Source organism: Pseudomonas sp. NFX1, from assembly GCF_051123555.1.
GTDB classification, from domain to species: Bacteria; Pseudomonadota; Gammaproteobacteria; order Pseudomonadales; family Pseudomonadaceae; genus Aquipseudomonas; species Aquipseudomonas capeferrum.
In genome coordinates, this window is record NZ_CP169366.1 from 2,973,676 (window position 1) to 2,995,730 (window position 22,055).

A 22,055-nucleotide genomic window follows, 5' to 3' on the forward strand; every position below is an offset into this window, starting at 1 on the left:
GCGAGGCTCTGCGGCGGGTGACTATGCGCCGATTATGGGCGAAACGACCGGGCAGCGGCAAACCGGCTATGCTCGCTGGATGATGCCCTTCGCCGAACTCCACGACTTACCCCGCCAGTTGCGCCGCCCTGCCGTGCGCGACCTGGCCTGGACACTGCTGTCCCCACCGTTGCTCAGCGCCCCGCCCTGCCCCCAGCGCCACCCGCTGGCAGGCAGTGGCTGGGCCGATGAGCCGCAGCGCCTGAAGGCCTGGTTGCTGGCCTTGGATGCCGATGATCAGCCGCTGCGTGACGGGCTGGCAAGGCTGACCAGCCGGCGCCTGGGGCTTTACTATGAAAGCCTGTGGCAGTTCGCCCTCGGCCAGGCGCCGGGTATCGAGCTGCTGGCGGCCAACCTGGCGATCCGTGAAGGTGGGCGCACGCTGGGCGAGCTGGATATCTTGCTGCGCGACGCTGAAGGCACCCACCACCTGGAGCTGGCGATCAAGCTTTACCTGGGGCCGGACCACAGCGGTGGCCGCGACCCCGCGCAGTGGCTCGGGCCGGGGTGTCACGACCGATTGGGCAGCAAGCTGGCGCACCTGGCCGGGCATCAGTTGCCCATGTCCAGTGGTGCGCGCAGCCGTGTGGCGCTGGCCGGGCTTGGCGTGCAGCAGGTGCAGGCGCATCTGTGGCTTGCGGGTTATCTGTTCTACCCATGGCCTGGGTATGCAGAACCGCCCGAGGGGGCCAACCCGCTGCATCTGCGCGGGCGTTGGTTACGCCGGCGCGATTGGCCAAGGGCCACAGCTGAACGTTGGCAGCCCCTGCCGCGCAATGCCTGGTTGGCGCCAGCGCGGGTCACGGCCGAGGCGTGCTGGACAGTGCAGCAGTTCGAGGCTTGGCTGGCGGAGTTGGATGAGCAGGCACCGGCGCAGATGCTGGTCAGGTTGCACATGCAGGCCGATGGGGCCTGGCATGAAGTTGAGCGGGTATTTTTGGTGGCGGATGGCTGGCCGGCGCTGAGCGAATAAGTGGGTTTGTGCGCATGGCTTGAGGTTTGTGGCGCCCAGAAGATCGAGCGCCGCGCGGGCGGCGCTCGATCTCATAGGCGCTAAAAACCTCAAGCCCTGCCCCACCGGCCAAACACCTTTCACCGACCCAGCGCAAAGCACCCTCTCAAATCAGCAGTTACAGTTACCCCTGAGCGCCAGCAAGAGCGCCACCTTAAACCTGATGACGAGGATCAAGCATGGTTTCACTCACCCCGACGCCTCATTACGCGCGCCTGTCCATCGCCCTGCACTGGCTGATGCTGGTGCTGCTGGCCGCCGTCTACGCCTGCATCGAGTTCCGCGGCCTGTTCCCCAAGGACAGCGCCGAGCGCAACCTGATGAAGGACCTGCACTTCATGCTGGGCCTGACGGTGTTCGTGCTGGTCTGGCTGCGCCTGGCGGTACGCCTGAGCCGCCCTACCCCGCCTATTCTGCCCAAGCCCCCAGCATGGCAGACCGGCCTTGCCCACCTGATGCACCTGGCACTGTACCTGTTGATGATCGGCCTGCCCCTGGCCGGTTGGCTGATTCTCAGCGCCGCCGACAAGCCGGTACCCTTCTATGGCCTGGAGCTGCCCCACCTGATCGGCGCAGACCCGGACCAAGCCAAGTTCATCAAAGGCTGGCATGAGCGCGTCGGCAGCTGGGGTTACTGGCTGATCGGCCTGCATGCGCTGGCCGGGCTGTATCACCACTACGTGCAGCGCGACAACACGCTGCTGCGCATGCTGCCCTACAAGTAACCGCGTCGGCCTTGCAGGCCACCGGTGTGCAGCACGATCAGGCGGGTGCCGGGCGGGAACACGCCGGCCTCGACCTGCTCACGCAGCGCCAGCAAGGCCTTGCCGGTGTAGAGCGCTTCAAGCGGCACGCCGGTGCTGCGCTCGCAAGCGTCGATAAACCCCAACAGTTCGTCGTCGACCCGGGCAAAGCCGCCCCGGCAGGCATCGTGCAGCCGATAACCACTGTCGCCGACCAGCGCCCTCACATTCTGCGCCACGCCGTGATCGCCTGGCACCGCCAGCGCGCCGTGCACGTCATGCGCGCCGGCCTCTTCCAGCACCAGGCCAGCGAGCGTGGTACCGGTACCCACGGCCAGCCACCAGGCGCTGTAATCGTCCCAACCGATGCCGGCCAGCTGTGCACGCGCCTGCGCGACGATCAACCCGCAGCCTTGCGCGCCCGCCATGCCGCCACCGCCTTCGGGGATGCAGTGCCAGCCGGGGTAACGTGCCTGCCAGGGTTGCCAGAACCCCGCTTCATGGCGAGCGCGGTAGCCGCCATAGCCCAGCCAGTGCACGTGCATGCCCAGCGTCTGCAGATCACGCACCGTCGGGGTGTCCTGGGCATGGCCACGCAGCAAGCCGGCGGTGGCGAAGCCAAAACGTTTGCCAGCGGCGGCCAGGGCGTGCAAGTGGTTGGAGTGGCTACCGCCCAGGCTGATCAGGCCGGGGGCGCCTGCTTCATGGGCTTGTGCGAGGTGGTGGCGCAGCTTGAACCACTTGTTGCCGCTGATCAGGGGGTCGATCAGGTCCAGGCGCAAGATGGCAGCTTCGACGTCGGCGCTTTGTAGCCAAGGCAGGGTCAGGGGGTGCAGAGGGGCCTGGGGGAGGTTCAAGAAATCGATGGACATGAAGCGGGGCCTGAGGCGGATGCATCAGTCTATCAGTGAAACAGCGGGGGGCCGCAAAGCAGCCCCCGGCCCTATCAAAGCTCGGCTGCCAAACGCGAGCCTTGGTTGATCGCCCGCTTGGCATCCAGCTCGGCCGCCACATCTGCGCCGCCGATCAAATGCACCGACTGCCCCGCAGCCGCCAGCCCGTCGTACAACTCACGCAGCGGCTCCTGCCCGGCGCAAATCACCACGTTGTCCACCGCCAACAACTGCGGCTCACCGCCACCGACACGAATGTGCAAACCGGCGTCGTCGATATTCAGGTATTCAACGCCATTGAGCATCTGCACCTGTTTGTTCTTCAGCCCTGCGCGGTGGATCCAGCCAGTGGTCTTGCCCAGGCCGTCACCTACCTTGGACGCCTTGCGCTGCAGAAGGTACACCTGGCGCGCCGGCGCGTGCGGCGCGGCCTTGATTCCGGCCACGCCACCGCGGGCCTCAAGCTGGGTGTCGATGCCCCACTCTCTCCAGAACGCGTGACGGTCCTGGCTGCTGGCCACACCCTGATGCACCAGGTACTCGGACACATCGAAACCGATACCGCCCGCCCCAATCACCGCGACGGCCGCGCCGACCGGCTTGCGTTCGAGCAACACATCCAGGTAGCTGAGCACCTTGGCGTGCTCCACCCCCGGGATCGCTGGGGTGCGTGGCGCGATACCGGTGGCCAGGATGACCTCGTCGAAGCCGCCGTCCACCAGCGCCTGTACATCGACGCGGGTGTTCAGGCGCACGTCCACGCCTGTGCTGCTGAGCTTGTTGGCAAAGTAGCGCAGGGTCTCGAAGAACTCTTCCTTGCCAGGCACCCGCTTGGCCACGTTGAACTGCCCACCGATCTCGCCAGCGGCATCGAACAGGGTCACCTGGTGGCCACGCTCGGCGGCCACAGTGGCGGCCGCCAGGCCGGCCGGACCTGCACCGACCACGGCAATACGCTTCACCGCGCGCACAGGCAAGTAGTTGAGCTCGGTCTCGTGACAGGCGCGCGGGTTGACCAGGCAGCTGGTCAGCTTGCCGCCAAAGGTGTGGTCCAGGCAGGCCTGGTTGCAGCCGATGCAGGTGTTGATCTGCTCAGCGTGCCCGGCGGCGGCCTTGTTGACGAAGTCCGGGTCGGCCAGGAACGGCCGCGCCATGGAGACCATGTCGGCGTCGCCTTCGGCGAGCACCGCCTCGGCCACTTCCGGGGTGTTGATGCGGTTGGTGGTGATCAGCGGAATGTTCACCGCCCCCCGCAGCTTGGCGGTGACCTTGCTGAACGCCGCACGCGGCACTTTGGTGGCGATGGTCGGGATGCGCGCCTCGTGCCAACCGATGCCGGTGTTGATCAGTGTCGCGCCGGCCTGCTCGATGGCTTTGGCCAACAGCTCGATTTCGTCCCAGGTGCTGCCACCTTCGACCAGGTCGAGCATCGACAGACGGAAGATGATGATGAAGTTCGGGCCCACGGCCTCACGCACACGGCTGACGATTTCTACGGCCAGGCGCATGCGGTTGGCGTAGCTGCCACCCCAACGGTCGGTGCGGTGGTTGGTGTGGGCAGCGAGGAACTGGTTGATGAAATAGCCTTCCGAGCCCATCACCTCGACGCCATCGTAGCCAGCACGCTGGGCCAGTACGGCGCAGTTGACGAAGTCGGCGATCTGCTTCTCGATGCCCGCTTCGTCCAGCTCCTTGGGCTTGAATGGGTTGATCGGCGCCTGGATCGCACTCGGCGCGACCTGGCGCGGGCTGTAGGCGTAGCGCCCGGCATGAAGGATCTGCAGGCAGATCTTGCCGCCGGCAGCGTGCACCGCCTCGGTCACGATGCGGTGCTTGTCGGCTTCTTCTTCGGTGCTGAGCTTGGCGGCACCAGAATAGACCCCCCCCTCATCATTGGGCGCAATGCCGCCGGTGACCATCAGGCCGACGCCACCTCGGGCGCGCTCGGCAAAATAGGCCGCCATGCGCTCGAAACCACCGGGGCGCTCTTCAAGGCCGGTGTGCATCGAGCCCATCAGGGTGCGATTGCGCAAGGTGGTGAAGCCCAGGTCGAGCGGTGCGAGCAGGTGCGGATAACGGTCGGCAGCCATGGAAGGTCCCCATGTGGCGTGATCACGGAATGCGGGTACCTCGCCAGCCGGCGGGCCCGTCGTTTATCTGCCGATGACATTAAACAGCCGTTTGAACAGGCTCAATGATCGAAACTGACAACTTATTGATCCTCCCTCACAGCACGGCTACCCTAGACAACTCTGACTTCCAAGGCGCAGTACCGCTTCATGCGAAAACTCCTGGCAAGCGCCCTGGCGCTGGTGATGATCGCCGCCGTGTGCGGCTACGGCTTCTGGACCCAGCAGCGCCCGGAAGGCCATTACCTGTCCGACCTGCGCATCGAGCTCGCGCTCAACCATGGCGTGCCGGGCGAACACGGCAACCTGCTGGGCGTCGAGCCGCTGCTTTACCCAAGTGACTACCAGAACCTGCAGCGCCTGCACCGCAAGCTCTCGGCCTATCTGCAGCAGGCCCGAATGCAGGGGCTGGTTGGCCCGCGCACGGTGGTAGTGCTACCGGAGCACATCGGCACCTGGCTGTGGGCGCGCGGCGAAAAGAACGAGCTGTACCAGGTCACGCAGAGCCGCGAGGCCTTGCAATGGCTGGAGCTGAGCAACCCGCTGCGCTATGGCCTGGCGATGCTGCGCGCCAACGCCGACGACTGGCGCACCGACGCGCACCTGCGCATGAAGGCCGAGCAGATGGCCGCCGACTATCAGCAGCTGTTCGGTGGCCTGGCCAAGGAGTTTGGGGTCACCTTGGTGGCTGGCTCCATCGTGCTCCCTGCCCCTTATGTCAAACAGGGCGTGCTGCACGCCGGCAGTGGCCCGCTGTACAACAGCAGCGTGGTATTTGCCGGCGACGGCTCGCTGTTGGGCCAGCCCCAGCGCCAGCAGTACCCGGACAGCGAAATGCGCCGCTACATCCATGATGGCCGCCAGCACCCCCTGCAGGTCCTGCAAACCCCCGCCGGACGCCTCGGTGTACTGATCGGCAGTGACAGCTGGTACCCGGAAAACCACCAGCAACTGGAGCAACAGTCGGTACAACTGATCGCCAATCCGGTGTTCCTCAGCGGCAAAGGCAGCTGGCAGGCGCCCTGGCGCGGCAACCGCCACCAGCAGGCGGCGGCCGAGCTTGCCTTGCAGCGTGGCGAGGTCAGCGAGCAAACCGCCTGGCAGCGCCTGACCCAGGCGGCTGGCGCAGGTGTCAGCAGCATGAGCGTGTTCATGCGCGGGCAGTTCTGGGAGCAGGCCGGCGACGGCCAGGGCTTTGCCCATCAGTCAGGCGAACTGCTGGCGGGCAACCCCAGCCACGGCGCCCGTCTGCTGAACCTGTGGTTGTGACCCCATGGCCCGCCCCCGCGTGCGCCTGGGTGACCTGTCGGTAGGGTTCGTCCAGCCATTGGCCGGGGCTGTACGCGCGCTGGGCCACGACCCAGCGCCCCTGCTGCAGCGCTATGGCCTCGATGCCGCCCGCCTGGCCGAAGCGGGCGCACGCTTGTCGATCCCCCGCTACATGCACCTTGGGCATGCCGCCATCGCGCTCTGCGCCGAGCCGGCCCTGGGCCTGCACATGGGGCGCCTCAGCCGCCTGGCCCATGCCGGCCTGGCGGGCATCACAGCGGCCCAGGCGCCAACCCTGGGCGAAGCGGCGCGTACCTTGCTGCGCTTCGAGCCGTTGTATGCTGCCAACTACCGAGGCCACTCAAGCTTTCAGGAAGATGCCCAGGGCGCCTGGCTGCGCTTCTATTCCATCAGCCCGTACAACACGTACAACCGTTTCGTGGTCGATTCGTTGCTCGCCGGCTGGCTGGCACAACTGGGCGACCTGGCAGGCAGCGTGCTGCAGGCCGAACGGCTGGATATCGAATTTGCAGCGCCCGACTATGCCACTCAGTATCAGCCGCTGTGCTGTACCCCGGTGCAGTTCGCAGCCGCTGGCAATCAACTGCGCCTGAGCCGCGCCACGCTACAGATAGCCAACCCGCAGCATTGCCCGAGCACCTGGCAGCACCTGCTGCAACTGTGCGAAGCCGAGTTGCTCCAGCGCACACGGGTACGCAGCCTGGGTGAACGCATCACGCACCTGCTCGGCCCGTTGCTCAATGGCGGCCGCGAACCGGACCTGGACGAAGTGGCACTGAGCCTGCAATTGCCCACCTGGACATTGCGGCGCAAGCTGGCTGAGGAAGGCACGCGTTTTCGCGACGTGCTGAACGAGACACGGCGCGACCTGGCCGAAACCTACATCCGTGACACGGCGCTGGCTTTCGGCGAAATCGCTTATCTGCTGGGGTTTGCTTCGGCAGAGGCTTTCCAGCGCGCATTCAAGCGCTGGACCGGCCTCACGCCGGGGGAGTTTCGCCGCAGTCAGCGGCAGGCCGGCTAAAGCTCGGTGGCGTCGTCGGCAGGTTCCGGGGTATCCAGTTCGTATGCCTGGAACTCGAGCAACTCTTCCTGATATTCGTCCATTGCCCTGCGTCCTCTTTTCTCATCTGTCTTCGTAGGTGTCGCCTTCAACCTAAGCAGGTTGGGTGAAGGAATGATGACAAGCTCATGTTCTGGAGCGTAGCAAGCGTTAGCAATTTGTGCTAATCCGTATTGAACCTATGTGAGCAGGCGTAGCTAGAGCGAGCTGTTGACCTAATACAGTCGATACAGCCAAAGGTGTAGGGTGAGTGATTGGTGGAGGATGGCATATGGAGCTTTTATGGAGCACCGAAGATTTTGTCATTGCCGAGAGGCCGTACCCAGGGTTCCCCATTCTGCTATGGGATTCGATGGCCAGCTGCGCTGAAGCCAATCTATTCTTTCGCCATTACCTTCTTCGTGCAGGGATAGGTTCGAATAACTCTTGGCCTAGTGTTGGAAGGGCGCTGTTTGACTTTTTCAGCTTTCTGCAAGCACATGAACTTGACTGGCGAGATGTGGATCGGGGCGAGGAAAAAAGTCTCGTGGCCGCTTATCGAAGCTTCTGCATGGACACCTGCGGGCTTGCACGAAGCACTACGCGCAATCGCCTAATCTACATCTGCAAATTCTACGATTTCGCCAATACGAAAGGGTGGGTCAAGCGCCTTCCATTCAATTATGAAGAGCGCCATGTGAGTCGTGAATTTCACTTGTTCGGGCTAAGCCACCCTAACTCTAGGACAGCACTAGCAAACAATGCACTACCACGTCACCACAAAGCACTACCAAAGTATCTGACATTAGGGGAAATTAGAGCGCTGCTCTCAGTAGCAGAAAATTATCACCACCGGCTAATGATTCGATTAGCATTGCACACTGGACTCCGCCGCAATGAACTTGCGACCTTTCCATTGGTATATGTATTCGATCCAGCTCAAAAAGGGCGTACCGAACGCAATCTTCGCATTCGCCTTGACCCCTTCGACGGCAGTGGCTTTCAGGCCAAAGGTAATAAATCACGAGACATATATCTCAGTCGAGAACTCATGATCGAACTTCACCATTATGCATCTAAGATACGAGGGCAGCGGTCGACTCCAGGCAACAGCCAAAAGGCACTTTTTCTCAATCACGTAGGAAAGCCCTATAGCGACGATGGGAAAAGCCTAAATAGAATTATTGCCGAGATCGGAAAGCGAGCAGGATTGAAAGTCCACACACATATGTTGCGCCACACCTATGCAACCCACACTCTTGCCAGCCTCCAGCGCAACCCCATCAACGGAATTGACCCCCTAGTATTCCTCCAGCGGCAGCTTGGCCATAGCTCTATCCAAACAACCATAGTGTATTTACATCTAATTAACGAGATAGCCGATCAAGCAGTATTAACTTACGACCAAGAGTTGAACTCTCTAGCGGGAGCAGTGCAATGGGAAAACGAAAATCTTTCATTAAAACTGACCTAAGCACTCCTCAAACTGAATACAAACCCGACTCAGCGGGCAACGTCAGCACTCTACCCGACGCCATCCCTCCAAAAAACACGCTAATACGGTTTGAGAGGAACAACACCCACAGACGAAGCTTCGACTTCTCTAAGTGGTACCATATTAAAATAGACCCCATAACTTATGCATGCCAACGCCAGGTCGAGCGACTCATCGAAGGGCAAGATGGAAGGATGGCACTTTCTACCATCGCATCATACTGTGCAGTTGGCATCCGATGCTTCCTTGACTACTGCGCACTCCACGCAATGGCTATTGAGCGCAATCTATCCCTAATGGATTTGAATCGAAATCTCATCGATGGATTCCTCAAGCATTTGTCTGAAAGTGACACGAAAGACTCATGCCAATACACATACTATTCACAAACCAAGTCCATTCTCAAATTAATTGGGCAGCGCGGAATCTTCCCCTTAATCCACTCAGGAGATGCAGCCACTTTCCCACGCAATCCATTTCCAAATAAAAAGATAATGGGCGAAACCGCGCTATCGAAGCGCGAACGACAAGAGCTGAGCGCTGCATTGAGGCAGGCCTTAAAACCTATATGGGCTGACGACACACCTACGACATCGCGAATCTTGTCATATGCATTAACACTCGTAGCTCTTCATACAGGACGTAATACTACGCCACTTCTGGAAATGGACCGCAGTTGTTTACACCCACACCCTAAAGACGACATGGTATTCCTAGTTCTCTGGAAGCGCCGTGGTTACAATCACTCGAAAGTAGCTCTGCGTCCTCAGAGTTGTACAGAGGACGCGCAGGGGCTCATGTCAAGCGTGAAGCCCAACGTAGAACGATTGATTCGGCGAGTAATGGTGCTCACTGAACCGCTGGACTCAGAAGCACCTGATGACCTAAAAGGCCGGGTGTGGCTGTACCGCAGTCGCCAGAGAGGTAATAATTTAGGAAAGGTTACAGGACTGACGGAAATCGTTTTAGGTCGTGCAATAAGTGGCCTTGTAGATGAGTACGACCTGAAGGACAACGACGGGGAGCCACTGCGTGTAAACCTTTCTCGTTTGCGCAAAACTTTTGGTAACAGGATCTGGGAACTGACAAACGGTGATATAACCATTACGTCTGCAGCTCTAGGAAATACTCCAAGCGTAACTGATCAGAATTATCTTGCGCCTGGGGAGAATGCCACTAAGAACTGGCAATTCATGGGAGAAATCTTGGTCAAGGAATTGCTTAGCGCATCAATCGGAGCATCTTATAAGACTCCCTTGGGTACTTGCAGTGACCCAGTGGATGGCCAGTACGCGCCAAAGCAAAGAGGGGAGACCTGCACAAACTTCATGAACTGCCTTCGCTGCAGACATTATGCAGTGACAGCCGAAGATCTGCATAAGCTGTTCAGCTTCTACTTCCGCGTGCTGGCGGAGCGCTCTCGTATGGACAAACATCGCTGGGCAAGGGAGTACGCTCACATTCCCCGTTTGATCGACAATTATATCGTTGCTGAGGGCGTACGCCGCGGAGCATTCAAAATTAAAGCTGTTGAAATCGCCCGCGAACGGGCCAGGACTCAACCCCATCCATTCTGGACATTTGACCTAATTCAGAGCCTAGAGGTTTTTGCATGAGAGACACTAATGCACTGCCCCTTGCACGTTTCGCCGACCAATCGTTGGATATATTAAAACAGCCTGCCTCGGAGCGGGATAAAGAAATTGTTTGCGCGAAAGAAATAAATGGAAAGTGGATTATTCTTAGCCGATACGGCGACGAGTTATGGCAGATCGATGGTTTCCCTAATAATGTTGTAGCAAAAAAAAGGAAAATCGATTTTTGTAGCTTGCCATTCTCGTTTCGAGCAATCATGAAACAGATAATGTTTCGCTACATCAGGCGCGGCCTTATACGCACGACTCGGCTCCGAGGCGGCACAATTGTCGACTTCTTCGAGAAATCAAAGCTTTTTTTACGACATTTAGAGACAATGGGGATAAGAAATTTAACCGCCATCACTCCCGAAATCGCATTTTCCTATATCGACGCATCCAAAAACTACAGAACCAGATTGACCAATAACCCCCTCAGCTCCTCGGAGCTTATGGCACGATACATGGCAGTGGAGAATATCTATGAATTAAGCCAGTATTCAGACGAACCAATTCGGGAGCATCCGTGGCCTGACACCTCTGCTCGCGCTATCGCGGGTCGTTTCGGGATGCCCAATATAGCGTTGACCCCCCTATTACCTGATGATGTGTTTTGCTCAATATTCGCTGCGGCAAATCAACAACTTGAGCAAAGCACAATAATACTTGATCTACGCGACGAACTAGACTCAATCGCGGCAAAATGGAAAGGTCGGACTAAACAGGGATTGAATGATGCTCAAAATAGGTACTTAAAAACCAAAAACTGGCAAGGAGGAATTAATGGACTGCAAAAGTCGTTAATCAATCTACGTACATCCTGCTACATTATTCTAGCGAGTACTTCAGGCTGTCGAAATCACGAGTTAGCCAATCTTCAACTAGGCGCTCACAGTCGCACAGAAGGCGATGATGGCACGATCTACCATTGGATGCGCTCCAAATCCGAAAAAACTAATGCAGGGTTAATAAAGTGGATGATCCCTGAGATTGGAGTCCGTGCCCTGCGCACCATGGAGCGTTGGTCTGCTCCTTATCGGACGATGATTGCAGTTGAAATAGCCCAGCTAAGTCGTATCAACCCGCACGACCCTCAGATAGGAGAAGCAAACAAACACAGAAAATCACTTTTTCTTGGGCTTCACAGAAGACAAAACCAAGTTCGCACACTTAGCATAAATAGCTGGAATTATATTTTTCAAGAATTCTCCAAAGCATGTGGGTTGAACTGGAAGTTTGCCACCCATCAGTTCCGTCGAAAATTTGCCAATTATGCAGCCCACAGCCAATTTGGTGACATACGTTATCTTAAGGAGCATTTCGCCCATTGGTCTATCGATATGACGTTAAGTTATGCAATGGATGAAAACTGGGGAAAACATCTTGACCTCGAACTTTACAGCGAGATCGATCAAGAGCTAAGCAAGATAAAAACCAATACCGTACGCGACTGGATGACAAACAAAAACTTAACAGGCGGATACGGGACGGCTATAAAAAAATGGCAGCGAGAGCCGGGTAACCTGCTTATTTTTCCAAATTCTGCTGCCATGTTAAAATCCATAGCGGAAAGTACTGCCATACGGAGTAACGGCCACGCCTGGTGTACTGCGGAAAATGACGGGTGCATTGGAAATTCTATGGAGCGTACGCGCTGCGGTGGCGGTTGCGTTCATTCAGTGATCGGAGAAATACACGCCCCGATATATCGAGGGCTCTATGATAATCTGAAAGAATTGGCGAACTCCCCGGATATCGGTGAATCAGGTCGCAAACGCGTAGAGCGTGACCTCGGACGATGCCGAGATGTACTCATAAAACTAGGCATGCCTCCGGAGCAGCTTATTGATGAAGACTGAGAAAACGAGTGCTAACTATAAGTCGGCTGAGGATCGTGAGAAGGATCTGAAGCTAGCCCTTTTACGCATCCAGAAAGGGCGCGCTCATTCCGGAGAAAAAAAGGTAACCATCGCGGCTGTAGCTCGCGAAGCAGGTGTCTCGACGGCACTGATCCACAATCATTACCCCCAAATTGCAGAGGCGATCCGCGATGTTCAAGGACGCTCAAGCCGAGCTATCAGCCATGCGAAACATCAAGAATTAGTAGCAGAACGTAAAAAAAACGCTAATTACCGCTTAGAGATTGAGCAGCTTCGGGCCAAGATTGCGCGACTCGCCTCAATCAACGAAGTGCTGCTGAACGAGAACACCGTGCTAAAATCTCAACTAAAAGACATAAAGGTCGTCAATATCGGAAAATAAACTCTGCTTCTTTTCTAAAAATCTTATTATCAAGCGCTCGACACTTCACCCCATACTTTCTGATGAAGGAACGCGAGTAGACAGTATCGAGCCATGAGCACCACTCTACACTATTGGCAAGTCTTATTGCAGATCATGACCGATCCTACCAACTAGCGGAACTCAGCCTCATAACTATCACTCTTCTTACTGCTGTAGCGGCATCACGCCTTCATGCAACAGGACTGTAATACCTTGGGCGACAGTCTCCTCTCGTTGAGCGGTCAAGTAAAGCAAGAACAGGCTCTCATTGAGCTCAGTGGTGTCATGACGCTGGACTCTTGAAAATCCCAGTCATGCCCATAGCCTCGGCTAGCTCCTTTGTTGACCGAAACACCCTGGAGGGTTCGCACATGCAAAGTGGTTTGCGACAAGCGCGCAGCGCCTCCTCATTGCGCCCGCTCTTACTGCCGGGACACGCGGGGCAACAGCGTGTGAGGCTGGCATCTGAGTTGAATCGCTATCCGGTACAGCTTCTCGACAGTGAGATTTACCTCACCCCTCTCTACGCGGCCCATGTAGCTACGATCGATCTCGCAAGCGTGCGCTAGAGCGTCTTGGGTGAGCCCAATGCTGATTCTTTTCTCGCGGATTTTTTGCCCGAGATCCTTTGCCAGCGCCTGCATAACCGCCTCGATTCATCAAGGCGGCACTATCCGTCGTTTACTAAGAGTTAGGCGACGGATTATAATCCGCATTTTGCCCGCTTCAGCGTCACTGGTGCCTGTATGAAACCAGCTACATTCAAGCTAGACAGGCATGTCTTCGAGTTACTCCAGGATGGGGACTTCCAGCAATTTACGATCCGCAGTCTGAGGGCCGGCTATGCCCGTCAGCTTCAGAGGGGGGTTACAGAGGTAGAGCTTTGGCGCTACCTCTACGATCAGGTCCAGCGACTCAAGCGAGTGGGCTGGGTAAAGCAAGATCCCATACGTCGCAAGCGCGATCAGGTTTTTCACGTTCTGAAAAGCCCCGCCAATTTGACACTTTCCCTAGTCCAGCACCGCTACTTCACCTGCCTTGATGAAACGCAAAGTGATGAATGCGCCAAGACTGATCGTCCCAATGCCCATTCAGACCTATGCCCAACGGAAAGGCTAGAGTCGCTGGCTAAAGAGATCCGCATAGACATGCTGTCTGCTCTTGGAGAGGCGGAGAGATACAAGCAACTGTTCAAGGAAATCCCATCTCTACGGGTACGAGTGGAAGAGGACTACATTCAGGCGAGAGATCGCAGTTCACGTCTGCTCGGTCATCTACGCGCGATTGAGAACACGCTGAAAATGCTGGTATCTACGCAATGAGTCTGCGTGTATGGCAGAAATCCTGCGTGTCTGCAGCTTTGCAACGTTATCAGTGCTCCCCCCATTTCTTCTGCCAGGCCACTCCTGGCTCTGGCAAAAGCAGGATGGCGGCAGAAGTTGCACACCGCTTATTACAAGCTGACTTGATCGATCTTGTCCTTTGCTTTGCTCCCTCCTGTCAGGTCGTGGAGGGACTAAAGAGGACATTCACTAGAGTACTTGGCCGTCCTCTTGATGGAAGATTGGGTTCGCTAGGTGTCGCTTCTACCTACCAGGCCATGGGTCATCACGATGCTGCATTTTGGCAGCTGCTTGAGAACTACAGAGTTCTTGCGGTGTTCGATGAAATTCACCATTGCGCCGGGCACGATCCAGTTTTAAGCAATGCTTGGGGCCAGGTGATTCTCCAGCGCTTACAGGATCAGGCCGCGTTCACCCTCGCGCTCTCGGGCACCCCATGGAGGTCCGATGAGAAAGCAATTGCCTTGGCTCGATACTCAGATCCCGAAGGACGGTTAGTCTGTGATTTCCGGTACGGACTTAAAGAGGCAATAGCTGATAGCGTCTGCCGCGCTCCGCGGATAGCTATCATTGACAATAGCGCAATTAAACTTACCGAACTTTCTGGCGAATCACCTTTTGTAAAACTCTATACAAGTGTCGCTCAACTCTTAAATGAATCGTCAATAAATTTTGAGAACTTACTTGCCCACCAGGAGGTTGTCGACGCCGTATTGAATTTTGGCCGCAGTCGTTTAGATGAAATCCGCCGTAAAAATCCTGACGCTGGAGGGCTTGTGGTAGCGACGAATATTCGACATGCGCATCAAGTCGCAGCAGCCCTTAGAAGACAAGGTGATGAATGTTTGGTAGTTACAACACAAACACCAGGCGCTCAGCAGGCAATCAATGACTTTCGAGAAGGGCTAGGAAAGTGGATTGTTGCAGTAGGGATGATAAGTGAAGGGACCGACATCCCTCGACTACAGGTTTGTTGTTATCTTAGCCGCGTACGAACGGAGTTGCATTTTCGCCAAGTACTTGGGCGGGTGCTCAGGCGCACCGGGCACGAAGACAGAGAAGCATGGCTCTATGTAATTGCCGAACCGTCTTTACTGCAATTCTCTCGCCGGGTTGCAGAGGACTTACCCGATGACCTCGCCGTGCTGGATTATATACAATTCACACACACTACACATGATAACCAAACGTCTACCAACGAAATCAACGATAAGAACTTAGGCGGGTCATTAGAAATTCAACTGGACCGCTCCCCGATGCGAGTGGAGGAAAATACTGAAGGAGCAGTAGCGGAAGATAAGCTGTCTCACATGGAGCTTTCCTCAAGATTTAGAACAGAAATACTCTCTATTTACTGAGCCGGATTCGACCACTCGAACCAGGACCACTCGCCAGTCCCATTTCTCAATGGATGGTTAAAACCTAGCGCTGTATCATTCGCGCGCGCGTGCATCTGTACACGTCACAGCGCGCGCGGGGCCCACGGTGAAGAAAAAATGTGGAAAAACTCAAGAACTGAAGATTTTCATGGGCCGCTTAAGAAAAATCTGACGACCTAGTCTGTTCGAACGGGAAATTTAGGATCTCCCTCACATTATTCAAACAATGGGCCCGCCGCGAAAGCTACCTATGCCCCCCGCTTGGCGCTGGATCCTGCCCGCACAGGCCTTACAGATCTCATCGTTAACTTGAGGTGGCCACCGATCACCAGAGGAATGTCCATGTCAATACGCCCACACCTTCGCCGTGAAGCGGCTATGTTGGAGATGTGCGAAGCACGTCTCCTAAAAAGCGGTGAATTCTTGACCCCTAAAGCGTTTGCACTCCTGGCTCAGCTGTGCATGGATCAATCCAGTGTTGAACTCATGGAGTGGAAACGAGCAGAAAACATTTTCTCGATGACTCATGAAGGCAATAAATACTTTCCCGTCTATGCCTTTGACCACGCGTCTGGGTACCGACCCTTTTTGCTTGGCAGCCATAATCACGACCCCTCGGCTCCAGCAAGCATGACTGGCCTATGGCGGTCTGATTCCGCTTTTCCAGTAGCTACCTGGGAGGTCGGATGCCGGATGATGTATTGATCGACGACCCTGGACGAGTACTCGATGCAGCCCGAGGCGAGCCGTACGTGGCACTAAATGGTTGATGGTTTATCCCACTGCTTGGCCGTGCCTTTGCCTAAGCCGTGTACATACCCGACCATAAAATCCTAGAGCTACAATTTTTTCGATGGAAACTCAACCTGCCATACGCCCTACTGGCTCCCAACTTCGATCTTTGGAGGCTGCAATATCGAGAAAGCGGCCTTGGCTACTGTGCTTGGCCAGCGCTTGGCGTGCCTCTGCTTGAAAACGTGCGGCCATCTGGGGTTTGGGTTCCTGCTTGATCTGCTTCATAGACCCCTCAAGTGTCATGACCTTCGGTTGGCTAGGATTGCTGCTCGATGGCGATGACAAGACGCTTCGTCACATCATACTCGACAGCGCCAGTGCAGAGCAGGCTGGGCTCTACTACTTACAACCTCCATGACGATCAGTAAACACCGTAGTCAAGTCGTATGAGGAAATCCGCGAGCTCCGCGTACCCCTCACTGGTTTCCAAAAGCATGCACGGCAGACGCCGGCCGAGTCCGATCGCCGGCTTGGTAAACCATGCTTCAGCCAATTTACGGTTGCCAAATATTTGCTCAGCCGCTGTTAAAATCTGTTCGCGCCGCGTCATGAAGCAGCGGTGTCTGAGGCTCCAGCACCTAGCGAGAAACGGTGTGCTGGATACGAGGACACTGAGTTCGGTCATTTTGAGCATAGCCCTCGCCTGGTAAGTCCGAAATTGCTGAGAAAAATACCGCTGATGATCATGTCATGTGCTTTGAAGTTCGGCTCAGGGCGCATCTAAATTCACTAAGAGGGATGATGATGGCGCCCAGATGACCGCGAAGATTGCCTCTCTTGAGGTAACCGCCTGGCCGATACACCTTCCCAAGCCGTACCCTCAGGAGACCATCAGGAATTTATGTTGCCCGGAAATCTACTCATGGACTCGTCTTTTAGCGGCCTGATCGACAGGACGACGTATATTGGAATGAATCATGTTGCACCCCCGACCTACCAGTTGGCGCGGTTTCTAGAATATTACCACCTGCATTTTCACAGAGCAGATAACAAGGTTTCATCGCTGAATTAGGATAGAGTTACCGGTAGGAAAATCGGGAAGGCAGCATGACAAGCAGCATCTACAGCCCCAGCTTTGATGACCAGATCGCTTACCTAAGAGAAGCGTTAGAGCTACGGGTCCTTGATGCCTCGGACATTGTGCTTGGCCGATAGTGTTCTAGTTTTGAGGTTGGCTCCGAGATAGTGGGATAAGACGCCATTGGTGATAAGCGTTCGCCGAAGACACCTTGCGTGACTCAGACGGGCATCCATTGATGCGGTAGCGGTTGGGCGATCTCTCTGGCACGCTGCGTCGGCAGCCGCGCCAGCAAATCTTTTTAGATAGGTATACGGATCATGCCCATTCATGCTTGCCGACTGGATCAAACTCATGATGGCCGCAACCCGCTTAACGCTGCGCAGGGATCCAGCAAACAACCAGTTCGAGCACCCGAGTGCCCATGGCCGTATCGGGTTCTCGACCTGGTTGTTATCGATGGGCACAGCTCCATCGTCCAAGTAGCGCGTCAGCGCTACCCAGCGTTTCAGGCTGTAGTCGAGGGCTTTGGCCGTGGCCGATCCGTTGCGCACCAGGTCGCGCTGGGCCAGCATCCAGTCATGCAGTGTTTCGATGATCGGCACCGCTCCACAGGCTCGGCGCTTCAGGCCAATCCAGCCTTAAGCTGCGCGAGCCCGGCGGAATAACCGGAGCAGAATAGGGATTGCTCAATCGCACCTTTGGTCAGGCAGTTGGCAAGGGCGGATAGCACCTGCTCGCCTTCGCCGGGCGATGTGTGCTGCAGCCGAGCACATTCGATGCCTAATGACCGGATTGCCGCTTGGAATCTTGCATCATCGATACCTAGCCCATGGTGAGTCTCCACCAACAAAAGGTAAATTCGCCACAGCCGTAAAGCCCACGCGCGTTCCAGGGGCTCTTCGCGTGCGGCGGTGACAGCCAACTGGCACAACGCCCGCACAGCCTGGCTAGGCGCATCGGACTTCATCGCTGCCTTGACAAACCAGTGTTGCATCAGTGCCGCAATTGCCACATCCGAAAGCTTATCGACAGTGATCAAGAGCCGCAGAATCGCGGCAGCATGGTGCAGGTTTTTACTGAACGGCAAGCGGTAGTCCCACAGCGCCGCAATCAGCGCCATGAGGTCTTCAGCAGCATCGAGTATCTGGACGCCGTGACGCACATTCTTCGCAATGAACAGGGCAGGAGGAATGAGCGCCATAAAATCCACCAGACTCACCAGCACGCCGACTTTCCAGCGGCACAGTTGGGCAATTTTCACGGCTTTTCCATGAGGAGTGAGCTGACCGGCCTCGACCAAGGCGTTCAGCACATCCAGCGTGCAGGTGCCATCAGGTTCAGCCCCTCCGGCGGCGAAGATCCGAAAAGTAGAATCGTCGGAATACAACCTGAACTGCGTGGGCCAGGTCGTACAGATATCGACAATCTCTGCGTTGGCCCGGCCGAGTACTGGGGGGGGGGCAGCCTTACCCCGCGTCGTCACCGAGGATGGCTGTAGAATGGAGCCCAGATGCGGTTTCAACGCTTGCTGCAACGCCAGGCACCGTTCACGCATGGGGCTGCCAAAGAGCGGGCTGGACAACTCAACGAGTTCCTCAAGGGTGATTTTGCTAATGGCAATGGTGCCAAAGAATGCAATGAGCTCTTCGATCAGTCCCAAGTCGTGCACCACCAACAACGCGGTTAGGTCCAATATGGGTACTCGCTGGCGGAGATCCAGCGCGGACGGGCAAGGACGGTCGGGGTCCGTCATCATGGAAAGGTGATACTTCAAGTCATCTCGACTGGATAATTTCGCCAATTCCCAGAGATGCACCACGTCTGATACGCAGGAGAGTGCGAGGCGCGGCCGCCAGGCAAACGGAATGGCGGTGAAGCCCTGTTGCATGGCCTTTTCCAAGCGCCGCTGCAACGCTTCGCGATCATCCGTGATCCCCGCCAGAGCCTTGATTGCAGAGAGACACTCGGCGGGCGACGAGTCTGCTCGCAACTCGCCTTTGCGTAAAATGGAAGAGTTTGGGAATTTCTTAAAAAAGGCCTGAGCCCGCTGCTGGAACCGCTCACGATCAGCGGCGAGATCGACGTCTACTCCCCCCATCGCTGAAGCGAGGAACATCACCAAGAAGCCCCCTTCCTGCCGTTCGGCATTACAGTCCACCAGCTCTCCGACTTCAAGCGCCAAGGCGCGCAATCGACTGCTGGTAGGATCCGCAAATTGAATGAGTGAATACAACAACCGTAGGCATTCGCGACGCTGATCTTTGGATTCTGCCACCTCCAGGAAGCGCTCGGCTGCATCAATGGCCTCGTGCACATAGCCGCAGCGTGTGGCGATGGTAACGTACTTATCCAACGCCACCTGATCATCCGAACCGCCCGCCAATAGCCCGGCTAGACGATCACGGGCCTCATTGGACCGCCCCAGATGATCCAGTGCCAGCGCTTCGAAGGCCAGCATCCGATCGCCCGGCTCAGCGCGAATCGAGCCGTCTTGACACAGGCTGACCAGTGCCTGCCATTCTTTCAGCGTAATTAAGGCAACGCCGAGCCGCGATGCCAAATGGGGTGAAAGCAGGCTCTGCCGGGTGATCCGTTGAGCGACCTGGACGCAGAGCTGCGCCTGCTCGAAAACAGCAGGATCAAGCTCCTGCAGCAATGTCAGGGCCAGATCATGCGGCTGACCGCCCCGTTCATACGCGGCGTGCAATAGCTCCAATGCGTCCTGTTTGGCGATCGGGCTACCTTCGATGGTCAGATAATAAGTGGCCTGGGCCGCAAAGCCTGCCAGTTCGGCATGCGCCTTTAGGAGTGCTAGCCAGGCATGCACCAGGTCGGGCTGGACCATTCGCTGCGCTGACAAGATGGCGGCGACGGCGGCAGCTCCCCACATCGGGTGCCGATGATCTACTGTGCTGACGCACTTCTGAAAATGCTGCACACACAGACGGTGTTTCCCTAACTCCTGTGAGAGCAGCACTGCCCACAACTGCTGAGTCTCACTGGGCGGCAACGCATCATTGGCGCTGAATGCAAGTTCAAAGTTCCGGCAGTCAGCCGCCACTGCGCGCAATGCTTCCCGAATCCCCGGCAGGTGCGGGCGGATGCGGGTCGCCTCGGTCAGCTGCGGAAGGATGCTTGCAGCTTTACCTAACGCCAGCGCTGTCGCCGGCCAGATATCCGCGATGTGCTCGATATTCGATGTCCAGCCGGCCGTTTTTAACGCCGTCACCGCTGCCTCAATCGCCGTCCACGCGTCCCTCAGGGCTCCTCGTTCTACCCCGGGTAAGCCGGTGGCAGGCAGAGTGGCACTATCTGGATCAATAACGGCCGTGTGAGCGAGGGTGAATTTTGCACGGGCCCTCAACAGCAGCAGCATGTGGTGCGATGCACCCTGGCGATCACCCAGCGACAGGCCTTGCTCACAGCAAGCCACCACCGCCGGGTAATCCCGTGCAAGCCAGAAGGCGAGCGCCTTTGCGCTGTGCTGCTCAACAGCTGGCAACGTCTCGGCAAAGCGATGAGCGCTACTGTAGTCGCCCTGGATCGCCGCCAGTCGCGACTTCGTGAAGAGAACGAGCGGATCGTCACCTTCGAGCAATGCGTGCAGTTCATCCAGCGATGCCGGATTGCTGTCAAAGCGTATCCGGATCTCGGCTTCAACCCAGGCCGTCAGGTATTTCGCCAGGGGGTTGGCTTGGTAGGCCCGATGATAGGCTGAGCTCGCCGCCTCATCGGTACCCTCCTCTACCTCCCAGTGACCTCTCAGGCACCAGTACTCAGCCAATTCATAGGGGGTCGCCTGCCCCAGCATCAGCTCGGCGCTATCGAGCAGCGTGCGAGCGGGGGTCAACGCATTTACTTGCAGTTCCGCCTTTGCCTGGCTGAGATGCCAAGCGAGGGTGCCAGGCTTGGGGGCCACCCAGTGTCCATCTACCGGGGCCGCCAGCGCCTCGATAAAGGCGCCGCCTCGCGCGGCGATACCCTGCAAAGCGCCCTGCACCAAGGACAAGCGCTCCGCCGCCGGCATTTGCGGATGGGTCTGCTCCGTGTAACGGCTCAGTACGTGACCCGCACGCGAGTATTCATTTTGCCGGGCGATTTCCGAGGCGAGATTGGTTTTAATGGTCAGGCGATTGGCGAGTGGGGCGCGGAGGGTGACGTACTTTTGCTCAGCAGGCAGGTCGGACACTTGGATGCGGTCCAACTCATCGCGAACCCAAGCGTAATACAGCTTGCAGTCCAGCGGGTCCTCAGCCACGGCCAAATCGCAGATGACCAGCAGCACCGGCTCAACCGCCCGGTCATAGTAGCGGATGGTCGACGCCTTCAGGGTAATGGAAATGAACGCCTGGTCTGCGGAAATCTGGGGAGAGCGTGTCCCCTTCAATTGGATACGGAAGATGTCGGTGGCCTGCTGATTCGGCGTGGTCTGGACCTGATAGTCAAAACCGTAGTCATCCGTGCCCTCCAGGCTTTGCAGGCGCCAATCCCGTGGACACCGACCGCGCAGACACCGCTCAGCGTCGGCATTGATGTCGTGCTGATCCCCCGTTTGAGGCAACGGTCCTTCCACTGGCATGCACTTATCTCCAAAACCCAACCTGCTCTAGAACAACAATGCCTGCAAGTTGCACTTGTCCTAGGCCGATCATACAGGTAACACCTGCGCCGAGGCAGTGCTGGAACACGTCACGTCCAAGCACTCAGGAGGCGCGGCGAGAGCGAGCGCACTGGGCGCGGCCTTGTGTTCTGGGACGCGCGGCCCCCCGTACCTCACAGCCGACTGCGCGCTCTGCAAGCGCAGGCAGTTGAAAGGGGATTCGACGCCTGGACCATCGCTGGCCTTTAATGGCGACTCCACTCGCCGAACGGCATCTCGGCATCGATGTAGCGCGCCGCCGACTGCACATCGCGCCAACCGACATAGGCCATCAACTGCTCAAGGCTCTATTAGTTG

16 protein-coding genes and 1 pseudogene are annotated in these 22,055 nt (G+C 57.1%); 10 read left to right on the forward strand and 7 right to left on the reverse strand.

The window, feature by feature from the left end; genetic code table 11:
* The first annotated feature begins 34 nt into the window (after positions 1-34).
* Both DJ563_RS13360 and DJ563_RS13365 read left to right on the forward strand, forming a co-directional pair.
* Positions 35-1,012 carry a DUF1853 family protein gene (locus DJ563_RS13360; protein WP_274100066.1) on the forward strand — a complete coding sequence of 326 codons (978 nt, stop codon included), beginning with the start codon at positions 35-37 and terminating at the stop codon, positions 1,010-1,012.
* Positions 1,013-1,230: 218 nt separating this feature from the next.
* Positions 1,231-1,776, forward strand: a complete 546-nt coding sequence (locus DJ563_RS13365) for a cytochrome b (protein WP_033700521.1) — start codon at positions 1,231-1,233, stop codon at positions 1,774-1,776.
* On the opposite strand, the gene DJ563_RS13370 is transcribed toward DJ563_RS13365, so the two are convergent.
* Together DJ563_RS13370 and DJ563_RS13375 are read right to left on the reverse strand one after the other, a co-directional pair.
* Positions 1,767-2,666, reverse strand: a complete 900-nt coding sequence (locus tag DJ563_RS13370) for a 1-aminocyclopropane-1-carboxylate deaminase/D-cysteine desulfhydrase (protein WP_434519670.1) — start codon at positions 2,664-2,666, stop codon at positions 1,767-1,769. The genes DJ563_RS13365 and DJ563_RS13370 overlap by 10 nt on opposite strands.
* Before the next feature lie 74 nt (positions 2,667-2,740).
* The gene (locus DJ563_RS13375) at positions 2,741-4,777 is read right to left on the reverse strand and encodes an FAD-dependent oxidoreductase (protein ID WP_434519671.1); all 2,037 of its coding nucleotides are present in this window, start codon (positions 4,775-4,777) and stop codon (positions 2,741-2,743) included.
* Positions 4,778-4,966: 189 nt separating this feature from the next.
* Between DJ563_RS13375 and DJ563_RS13380 the strand changes: the two genes are divergently transcribed.
* From DJ563_RS13380 to DJ563_RS13405, 6 genes are all read left to right on the forward strand, one after another.
* Complete coding sequence (locus DJ563_RS13380) at positions 4,967-6,085, forward strand: nitrilase-related carbon-nitrogen hydrolase (RefSeq protein WP_033700524.1); 1,119 nt, start codon at positions 4,967-4,969, stop codon at positions 6,083-6,085.
* A 4-nt stretch (positions 6,086-6,089) separates the two neighbouring features.
* Positions 6,090-7,130 (forward strand): AraC family transcriptional regulator, encoded by a 1,041-nt coding sequence (locus DJ563_RS13385; RefSeq protein ID WP_274100405.1) that lies wholly within the window; start codon positions 6,090-6,092, stop codon positions 7,128-7,130.
* 310 nt (positions 7,131-7,440) lie between these two features.
* Positions 7,441-8,622, forward strand: a complete 1,182-nt coding sequence (locus tag DJ563_RS13390) for a tyrosine-type recombinase/integrase (protein WP_434519672.1) — start codon at positions 7,441-7,443, stop codon at positions 8,620-8,622.
* A complete protein-coding gene (locus DJ563_RS13395; protein ID WP_434519673.1) occupies positions 8,586-10,259 on the forward strand; it encodes a hypothetical protein in 1,674 nt (557 codons plus the stop codon). The genes DJ563_RS13390 and DJ563_RS13395 overlap by 37 nt, the downstream gene beginning before the upstream one ends.
* On the forward strand, positions 10,256-12,136 hold the full coding sequence (locus DJ563_RS13400) for an integrase (protein WP_434519674.1): 1,881 nt from the start codon (positions 10,256-10,258) through the stop codon (positions 12,134-12,136). Before DJ563_RS13395 ends, DJ563_RS13400 begins: the two co-directional genes overlap by 4 nt.
* The gene (locus tag DJ563_RS13405) at positions 12,126-12,539 is read left to right on the forward strand and encodes a TetR family transcriptional regulator (RefSeq protein ID WP_434519675.1); all 414 of its coding nucleotides are present in this window, start codon (positions 12,126-12,128) and stop codon (positions 12,537-12,539) included. The genes DJ563_RS13400 and DJ563_RS13405 overlap by 11 nt, the downstream gene beginning before the upstream one ends.
* Positions 12,540-12,982: 443 nt before the next feature.
* Here the strand turns inward: DJ563_RS13405 and DJ563_RS13410 are convergent, their stop codons facing one another.
* Positions 12,983-13,204: a helix-turn-helix domain-containing protein gene (locus DJ563_RS13410; RefSeq protein ID WP_434519676.1), complete on the reverse strand. Its 222-nt coding sequence runs from the start codon at positions 13,202-13,204 to the stop codon at positions 12,983-12,985.
* Between the two features lie 102 nt (positions 13,205-13,306).
* Here DJ563_RS13410 and DJ563_RS13415 point away from each other — a divergent pair, with 102 nt between their 5' ends.
* Positions 13,307-13,882, forward strand: coding sequence for a hypothetical protein (locus tag DJ563_RS13415; protein WP_434519677.1), 576 nt, complete (start codon positions 13,307-13,309; stop codon positions 13,880-13,882).
* Positions 13,879-15,261, forward strand: coding sequence for a DEAD/DEAH box helicase (locus tag DJ563_RS13420; RefSeq protein ID WP_434519678.1), 1,383 nt, complete (start codon positions 13,879-13,881; stop codon positions 15,259-15,261). The genes DJ563_RS13415 and DJ563_RS13420 overlap by 4 nt, the downstream gene beginning before the upstream one ends.
* 882 nt (positions 15,262-16,143) lie before the next feature.
* Here DJ563_RS13420 and DJ563_RS13425 read toward each other — a convergent pair.
* The 4 genes and pseudogenes from DJ563_RS13425 to DJ563_RS13440 form a co-directional block, all read right to left on the reverse strand.
* Positions 16,144-16,302, reverse strand: a complete 159-nt coding sequence (locus DJ563_RS13425; protein WP_434519679.1) for a hypothetical protein — start codon at positions 16,300-16,302, stop codon at positions 16,144-16,146.
* A 136-nt stretch (positions 16,303-16,438) separates the two neighbouring features.
* Positions 16,439-16,711 (reverse strand): antitoxin Xre/MbcA/ParS toxin-binding domain-containing protein, encoded by a 273-nt coding sequence (locus DJ563_RS13430; RefSeq protein ID WP_434519680.1) that lies wholly within the window; start codon positions 16,709-16,711, stop codon positions 16,439-16,441.
* Positions 16,712-17,315: 604 nt separating this feature from the next.
* Positions 17,316-17,697, reverse strand: a pseudogene (locus DJ563_RS13435) (IS66 family transposase); the annotation flags it as partial.
* 23 nt (positions 17,698-17,720) lie between these two features.
* On the reverse strand, positions 17,721-21,677 hold the full coding sequence (locus DJ563_RS13440) for a DUF4365 domain-containing protein (protein ID WP_434519681.1): 3,957 nt from the start codon (positions 21,675-21,677) through the stop codon (positions 17,721-17,723).
* Positions 21,678-22,055 lie beyond the last annotated feature (378 nt).

Excerpts from the sequence above, each read along its gene's own strand:
- DJ563_RS13375 (WP_434519671.1), bottom strand. The coding sequence starts at position 4,777 with ATGGCTGCCGACCGTTATCCGCACCTGCTCGCACCGCTCGACCTGGGC.
- DJ563_RS13415 (WP_434519677.1), top strand. The coding sequence starts at position 13,307 with ATGAAACCAGCTACATTCAAGCTAGACAGGCATGTCTTCGAGTTACTC.
- DJ563_RS13440 (WP_434519681.1), bottom strand. The coding sequence starts at position 21,677 with ATGCCAGTGGAAGGACCGTTGCCTCAAACGGGGGATCAGCACGACATC.
- DJ563_RS13405 (WP_434519675.1), top strand. The coding sequence starts at position 12,126 with ATGAAGACTGAGAAAACGAGTGCTAACTATAAGTCGGCTGAGGATCGT.
- DJ563_RS13420 (WP_434519678.1), top strand. The coding sequence starts at position 13,879 with ATGAGTCTGCGTGTATGGCAGAAATCCTGCGTGTCTGCAGCTTTGCAA.
- DJ563_RS13370 (WP_434519670.1), bottom strand. The coding sequence starts at position 2,666 with ATGTCCATCGATTTCTTGAACCTCCCCCAGGCCCCTCTGCACCCCCTG.
- DJ563_RS13425 (WP_434519679.1), bottom strand. The coding sequence starts at position 16,302 with ATGAAGCAGATCAAGCAGGAACCCAAACCCCAGATGGCCGCACGTTTT.
- DJ563_RS13400 (WP_434519674.1), top strand. The coding sequence starts at position 10,256 with ATGAGAGACACTAATGCACTGCCCCTTGCACGTTTCGCCGACCAATCG.
- DJ563_RS13430 (WP_434519680.1), bottom strand. The coding sequence starts at position 16,711 with ATGCTCAAAATGACCGAACTCAGTGTCCTCGTATCCAGCACACCGTTT.
- DJ563_RS13410 (WP_434519676.1), bottom strand. The coding sequence starts at position 13,204 with ATGCAGGCGCTGGCAAAGGATCTCGGGCAAAAAATCCGCGAGAAAAGA.
- DJ563_RS13360 (WP_274100066.1), top strand. The coding sequence starts at position 35 with ATGGGCGAAACGACCGGGCAGCGGCAAACCGGCTATGCTCGCTGGATG.
- DJ563_RS13390 (WP_434519672.1), top strand. The coding sequence starts at position 7,441 with ATGGAGCTTTTATGGAGCACCGAAGATTTTGTCATTGCCGAGAGGCCG.
- DJ563_RS13395 (WP_434519673.1), top strand. The coding sequence starts at position 8,586 with ATGGGAAAACGAAAATCTTTCATTAAAACTGACCTAAGCACTCCTCAA.
- DJ563_RS13365 (WP_033700521.1), top strand. The coding sequence starts at position 1,231 with ATGGTTTCACTCACCCCGACGCCTCATTACGCGCGCCTGTCCATCGCC.
- DJ563_RS13380 (WP_033700524.1), top strand. The coding sequence starts at position 4,967 with ATGCGAAAACTCCTGGCAAGCGCCCTGGCGCTGGTGATGATCGCCGCC.
- DJ563_RS13385 (WP_274100405.1), top strand. The coding sequence starts at position 6,090 with ATGGCCCGCCCCCGCGTGCGCCTGGGTGACCTGTCGGTAGGGTTCGTC.